A 6,434-nucleotide genomic window follows, 5' to 3' on the forward strand; every position below is an offset into this window, starting at 1 on the left:
TCAATCTCAACCGGAAAATCAAAATAAGCCGAATTCAGCCGTAACTCAAACGCAAGATAATGCAGCACAAGCTAATACTAGTCAGACCACTGGGACAGCTCCAATGGCCAGTCCTCAACCAGGACAAACTGATTCATCTAAACCGACGACTAACACTGCGCAGGTGGACCAATCGTCAGCAAAGAATGGTAACGGTCAAACCGAAAGAGCAGCTCAAACAAATTCACAACCGACTAACAACCAAGCCACTGCTAGTCAGAACGATGCGCAAAGCAAAAATCAATCGACTCAACCAGAGCCAAATAACGGCCAACAAAACACAACCGACCAAAAGACTGCCCCAGCACCCGCTAATCAAGCTAGTCAAAAAAATGATAATCAAGGTGCCAATTTTAATAAACAAGTAGTTGCTCCAGAAAAGCAAGCACCGAAAACCACTAATAACGTTCAGACTAACCAACCGGCAGTGATTAATCAGCAGGCAAAACAAACGACCAAAAACGTTCAGTTAAGTGACAAGGTTTATAACATAACGGCGGGTGCCATTGATGTTATGAAAGGTCAGCCAGTTCCGACTGATCCCGCTGACTACAGTATTACTGCTAGTGTAAATGGCACTCCATTAACGGTTACTTCCATCGATGTTTCAGATGTTAATAATGAGGTTCCTGGAACATACAAGTATGGTTTTACCCTTTCTGATGGAAGTGTCTGGACCACTGGAATTGTTCAAGTGGTTAATTTTACCGCTAATAATCTTGTCGTCTATCAAGGAAATCCAACTAATATTGATTTTTCCGATCCAGATAGTTATGACGCAATTATGGGAAACCCAACATGGCCTAGCATGGCCATTTGGGGTGTCTATGGTGGTGTAGATGCCAACAAGCCAGGGACTTATCACGTCATAATAATGGGTACTAGTGATCCTAATGGTCCGCAACTCAATAGAACCGTCACCGTTGTTCCCATTCCCGCTGATGCGGTTACCGGTCACGATATCAGTATTCGAATTGGGCAAGCCGTTCCAGACGACGCTAAATCCTATGGTGCGACCGCTCTGAACCCAGATGGTAGTCCGGCAACGATTACTGGGATTGACACTTCTAAAGTCAATAACACTAAGGCGGGAGATTATCCGGTTGTTATCAGTGCGTCAAACGGTTTAACCAAGACGGTCTACGTTCACGTGCTCTTTAACCACACGAGTTTAAGTGCGCATAACCTGACCATCTATACTGGCGACCAGGTTCCAACTGACCCAGCTGCGTATGATGCCAAGGCGACCGATTATGATGGTAATCCGGCTAAAATTACTAAGATTGATGTGTCGAAGGTAAATAATCAGGTCCCTGGAGTATATCCAGTTTGGATTCACGCTGACAATGGTGAGACACTCGGTGTCACCGTCACGGTCGTTAAGAGTCGGATTAGCATTGCCGCTCATGGAACCAGCATCAGAATTGGGAGACAGGTTCCAACGTGGCCAAGTGCATATGGTGCTAAAGCAACCTACAAAAACGGGAAGCCCGCTAAGATTACCAAGATTGACGTTTCAAAGGTTAATAACCAAATCCCGGGTGATTATCCAGTCACCATTACTTCAGATAATGGCGAAAGTATCACTGTCACGGTTACTGTTTTAAAGAATCACACGCGCTTAAGTGCTAACAACATCAAGATTTACGTTGGTCAAAAAGTTCCAACCGACCCAGCGGCATATGATGCTCAAGCAACTGATTATGACGGCAATCCAGCCCAGATCACAAACATTGACGTATCCAAAGTAAACAATGAGGTTCCTGGCGTTTATCCGGTAACGATTACCGCCAACAATGGTGAAAAACTGGGTGTCACGGTTACAGTGCTCCCTGACGAAGCAACGTTAGTGGGACACGGCTTAACTATTTACGTTGGCGGTCAGGTCCCAACTGACCCACAAGCTTATGGTGCTAGTTCCACTAACACAGACGGTACAGAAGCAAGTATCACTAACGTCGACACTTCCAAGGTTAATAATAAGGTTCCTGGTCAATATCCTGTTGTCATTACTTCATCAAATGGCAAGAAATTAGTAGTAACGGTGACCGTCTTAGCGGATAAGACGAGTCTTGAAGGTCATGGAATCACCATTCACGTTGGTGACCTAGTTCCTACCAATGCCGCTGCCTACGGTGCTAGAGCAACCAATGCTAATGGTACAGAAGCAACGATCACAAGCATTGACACTTCTAAAGTAAATAATGAAGTTCCTGGTCAATACAAGGTCATCATTACCGCCTCAAACGGGGACACATTGGTTGTTACTGTCACGGTTTTGCCTAAGAATGCACCAACCCCGAACCACCCAAGCAACAATGGCGGCAACGGCATTAACCCGATTACACCAAGTCATAACGGTGGCAACGGTAATGGTGGTAGCTCGGTAACTCCAAATCAACCAAGTGGCAGCTCTGTCATGCCAGGTCAACCAACTAACAATGGTGGATCTACAGCAACTCCAAATAATGATAGTCAGACCGGTACACCAGAAGCTTCAACGAAGCAGAACGGTAGTCAAGTAGTCGAACCGCAAAGTACGCAAGCCATTCACCAGGCTTTCAATTCTTCAGAAAAGAACGCTAAGCAGAATTCCAAGAACTTGCCACAAACTGGTGAGAACGACTCGTTAATCCTCGAGTTAATCGGTCTTGGCTTTATTGCTTCAGCAATGGCTTTGGCACTTCATGATTTAAAACATCGGGTCAAATAACTCGGTATCATGGTTAAATACGAGAAGTTTGAAAAATTTGTTTAATTAAAGTAAATTAGTTCAAAAAAATAGCCTTCAGGAATTTCCTGAAAGTATAAAAGCCTCACAAGTTGAATTTATCGTCCAACTTGTGGGGCTTTATTATGTCTAAATTAAATTATGTGGACTTAGGTTGCTTACACTTTTAAACAATGCGGTATACTTATTTCAATTTATATTATGAGCCTATTAATGAAAACATATTAAGTTTAACTAATGGAGAATTAACATGAATAAAATTTTATTGTGTTCAAACTTTTTAGTTGATTTACTCTTTATGATGTTGACCACTTTGTTACCCATATTTGTTTTTTCATTAACAAAATCTTATTCAGATGTTGGTAAGATACTGCTTGTTTTTACAATAAGTGTCTTAATTGTAAGACTTTCTGTATGGCATTCGGTAGGGAAAATAAAGTTAAGACTTTTATTTGGAACCATATCATTTTGTGCAACATATGTTATTTTCTTACTTTTCTTTAAAAATTTCTTATTCTATTATGTGGGATCTATACTATTGGGAATAGGAATTGGATTAATTCCTCCGATATTATTAAACCTTTTGACAAAAACGCAAAATGTTAAAACAAATGGGAAAAATATCGGTTTATATAATATAACCACTGCTGTATCATCAGCAACTGGCCCAATGATTGCGGAATTATTATATAAGTCGTCTGTTAAACTTTTACTTTTTAGTTGGCTTGCTTTGGCAATCCTTTTATTAATACTTGTTATAAAGGTGATATCTAATAAGCAAACAACTATCACTGATAATACTCATACGAATAATGTCCCATTTAAATTTATGTCTTTAAAGTTATCCGTTCTACTTTTGTTTCTAACTGCCATTGCTATCTCTTATGGGACCATAATAAGTTATCTTCCGATTTATTTTAGCCATCTTCATTTATCCGTTGGTATTTACTATTTCCTGTTTTGGCTTTTTTATTCCATCGCTCAAGGGTCACACTTTTTTAATTCGAGTTGGGAATCATTAACTATTATTGCTTTAGGGATGATTATTAGTATGGCAATTATTTCCTACAGTAATCTAAGTATATTGTCGTATCTTAGCGGCACTTTGTTTGGATATTTATATGGGTTGATATTTAGAATATATTATTCACTAATGGCAAAAATAAAGAATCCTACGTCAAGAAATAATGGATATGGAATAGTGGGTTTGATGTCTTATATTGGGGTAGGAATTTCACAAATCTTTATTAGCCCATTTCTAAAGTTGCCCATTAATAATATTTTTTTCTTAAGTAGTATGTATTTAATTCCATTTTTTATATTAATACCATTAGTATTGAGGAAAAAACAAAATTAAAATATTAAGTTAAATTAGTTCAAAAAAATAGCCTTCGGGAATTTCCTGAAGGCTATTTTCATTGGTCCCACTTCGTCACTAACGAGTGGCCCACGGTCACGATTGGCTGATAGCTTAGGACTTGGTTAGTCTTGGTGTTATACAGCACGTCACCCAGCTTGTCGACGTTGTCACCGCCATTTTGGTTATACTTGGTTGCGTACGTGACGATAACGCGAATCTTTTTAATCGTTTCGGGACTGTTGGGATTGTCGTACATCTGCAGTCCGACCATTTTACTCTTGATGCCCATGCTTTTAACCTTATCCTTGGTCTGTTTGTTTCCTTGTTTACCAAAGACCTTTTGGTTGCTAGCGTAATTTGGTCCAATGAGTCCAGCTTCCTTTAGGACTTGAGGGCGTGCCAGAAATTGGTCATCGTTGTCGTAGGTATAGAAAATCTGGAAGAATTCGTTTAGGTTCTTGTAGGTCGTGTCAGCCATGTGTTGGTTTTGCAGAATACTGCCGGCCTTTTGATTGTCGATGTTTAAAAGACGATTCTTATAACGCTTGTTTAGGGAGTTAAACCGTTGGTTGTACGTTTTCTGTTCGGCAGAAAGAGTGGTCTGATTGGTTTTAACCTGAGTATTAATGGTGTCATTATGAATCATCAGGGTGAAGATGGCGAGGAGCAAGACGACAATGGTTACGAACATGATTGCTAGAACACTGACGTTTTTATTGAGGTGAAATTTGTTGTTTTTAGCCATTGATTTCTTGACCTCCTAACGCCACGAACGTGCTGGTCCATGAAGTTCCAACGAGGGTCGCCTTTCGTTTCTTGACGTTGTAGTTAACGACGTAATTCAAGACGTTTGGCTTCTTGCTCTTCTTTGATGCAAAGGTAATGGTGATCATCGAGTTGTAGGATTGCGATTGGTTGTCATAACGAGCGTTGTTCACGGAGACGTCCTCAATCTTTTGGTTTAAGTATTTTTGGTTATGGCCCTTGGTACTTAGAATGGTCTTAGTAAGGGTTGGATCGAAACGATCCTTTTTGAACTGCTTGCTAACGGCTTGGCGCTGTTTGCTTGATTTGGCCGTGTATGCCATCTTCATGGCCTTTTGGTAGACCTGGTCGTTATTTTTCTGAATGGCCGTGATGTCGACACCAGTCTGGTGCTGCTTTTGAACTTTTTGCGCGGTCTTTTTGGCGTTTAACGTATTGGTTTCCTGCCGGGTTGTCCTAATCTTGGTCATAAGTTGTTGGTTTTTAGCCTTGGCGTGATGAGTTGAGACTAACAGACATCCTATCAGGATCACTAAGACGAAGATGATGCAGGATGCAACCGTCACACAAACTAGGTTGACGTCATGTTTGGACTTGTTCATAAAATACCCTCGAATTCTGGAAAATGTAATTACGTTAATTATAGCGGCTTTAAGTGAGAAGTGTAAATCAAATTTCCGTTAAGTTTCATTGATTCTAAAGTTGTGATAAATTTTTAAGCAAAATATTTTCCCTGAAATTTCATTCCATGTAAAATTATAGATAAGGAAGTGATAAGAAATGGCTAAAGTAGCTGTACTTGTAACTAATGACGTTGAAGATGTTGAATTGACTTCACCAGTCGAAGCATTGAAAAAAGCTGGTCACGATATTACGATCATCGATAAGAAGGCTGGCGAAGAGATTACTGGTAAACACGGACACAAGACCAAGGTTGACGCTGGAATTGCCGATGTTATGCCGGAAAGTTTTGATGCTTTGCTAGTTCCTGGTGGCTTTTCACCAGATCAACTACGGGGTGACCCACGGTTTGTTAAATTTGCAAGAAGTTTCTTGTTAGCTGACAAGCCAACGTTTGCAATTTGTCATGGTCCCCAATTGTTCATGCAGACGGGACTGGTTAAAGGTCGCACGATGACCGCTTATAAGACGGTTCAAACTGATATTTACTACGCTGGTGCCATTGTGAAAGATGAACCGGTTGTAAAGGATCATCACTTGATTACGAGTCGGACGCCAGCTGATCTGGATCAGTTCAACGCTGCCATTGTCGAAGACTTAATTTAAACTAGCAATAGTAAAAATGCTTTACGTATTTAATTACGTAAAGCATTTTTTTAATTATGAGTGATAAACGATTTGGCCGTTAACAAAGGTCATGAGGTTCTGCGCGTCGACTTGCTTGCCAATAAACGGCGAATTAATTCCCTTTGATTTCATGTTTTTGGTTGTAATTTGATGCGGCGCATTGAGATTCCAGACTGAGAAATTGGCGTGATTACCAACCTTGATTTGGTTTTCTTTTGAGAGATTGAAGGA

General features: G+C 40.3%; 5 protein-coding genes and 1 pseudogene. 3 read left to right on the forward strand and 3 right to left on the reverse strand.

Features of this window, described 5'->3' with window-relative positions; translation table 11 throughout:
* Both AC6UD0_RS06860 and AC6UD0_RS06865 read left to right on the forward strand, forming a co-directional pair.
* Nucleotides 1-2,752: LPXTG cell wall anchor domain-containing protein (locus AC6UD0_RS06860; protein WP_500708580.1), on the forward strand; the 2,752-nt coding region annotated here is incomplete at its 5' end.
* A 268-nt stretch (nucleotides 2,753-3,020) separates the two neighbouring features.
* Nucleotides 3,021-4,127 carry an MFS transporter gene (locus tag AC6UD0_RS06865; RefSeq protein WP_500708581.1) on the forward strand — a complete coding sequence of 369 codons (1,107 nt, stop codon included), beginning with the start codon at nucleotides 3,021-3,023 and terminating at the stop codon, nucleotides 4,125-4,127.
* 58 nt (nucleotides 4,128-4,185) lie between these two features.
* Here the strand turns inward: AC6UD0_RS06865 and AC6UD0_RS06870 are convergent, their stop codons facing one another.
* Both AC6UD0_RS06870 and AC6UD0_RS06875 read right to left on the reverse strand, forming a co-directional pair.
* On the reverse strand, nucleotides 4,186-4,875 hold the full coding sequence (locus AC6UD0_RS06870; RefSeq protein WP_500708583.1) for a hypothetical protein: 690 nt from the start codon (nucleotides 4,873-4,875) through the stop codon (nucleotides 4,186-4,188).
* Complete coding sequence (locus AC6UD0_RS06875; RefSeq protein ID WP_500708585.1) at nucleotides 4,868-5,497, reverse strand: hypothetical protein; 630 nt, start codon at nucleotides 5,495-5,497, stop codon at nucleotides 4,868-4,870. Before AC6UD0_RS06875 ends, AC6UD0_RS06870 begins: the two co-directional genes overlap by 8 nt.
* A gap of 178 nt (nucleotides 5,498-5,675) precedes the next feature.
* Here AC6UD0_RS06875 and AC6UD0_RS06880 point away from each other — a divergent pair, with 178 nt between their 5' ends.
* Nucleotides 5,676-6,182 carry a type 1 glutamine amidotransferase domain-containing protein gene (locus AC6UD0_RS06880; RefSeq protein ID WP_500708587.1) on the forward strand — a complete coding sequence of 169 codons (507 nt, stop codon included), beginning with the start codon at nucleotides 5,676-5,678 and terminating at the stop codon, nucleotides 6,180-6,182.
* A 54-nt stretch (nucleotides 6,183-6,236) separates the two neighbouring features.
* On the opposite strand, the pseudogene AC6UD0_RS06885 reads toward AC6UD0_RS06880, so the two are convergent.
* Nucleotides 6,237-6,434 (reverse strand): annotated as a pseudogene (locus tag AC6UD0_RS06885) (dihydroorotase); the annotation flags it as partial.

The sequence above is a fragment of the Fructilactobacillus sp. X7R9C1 genome (genome assembly GCF_059901005.1).

What these genes read in the sequence shown, in the direction of transcription:
- AC6UD0_RS06880 (WP_500708587.1), top strand. Translation starts at nt 5,676, where the DNA reads ATGGCTAAAGTAGCTGTACTTGTAACTAATGACGTTGAAGATGTTGAA.
- AC6UD0_RS06865 (WP_500708581.1), top strand. Translation starts at nt 3,021, where the DNA reads ATGAATAAAATTTTATTGTGTTCAAACTTTTTAGTTGATTTACTCTTT.
- AC6UD0_RS06870 (WP_500708583.1), bottom strand. Translation starts at nt 4,875, where the DNA reads ATGGCTAAAAACAACAAATTTCACCTCAATAAAAACGTCAGTGTTCTA.
- AC6UD0_RS06875 (WP_500708585.1), bottom strand. Translation starts at nt 5,497, where the DNA reads ATGAACAAGTCCAAACATGACGTCAACCTAGTTTGTGTGACGGTTGCA.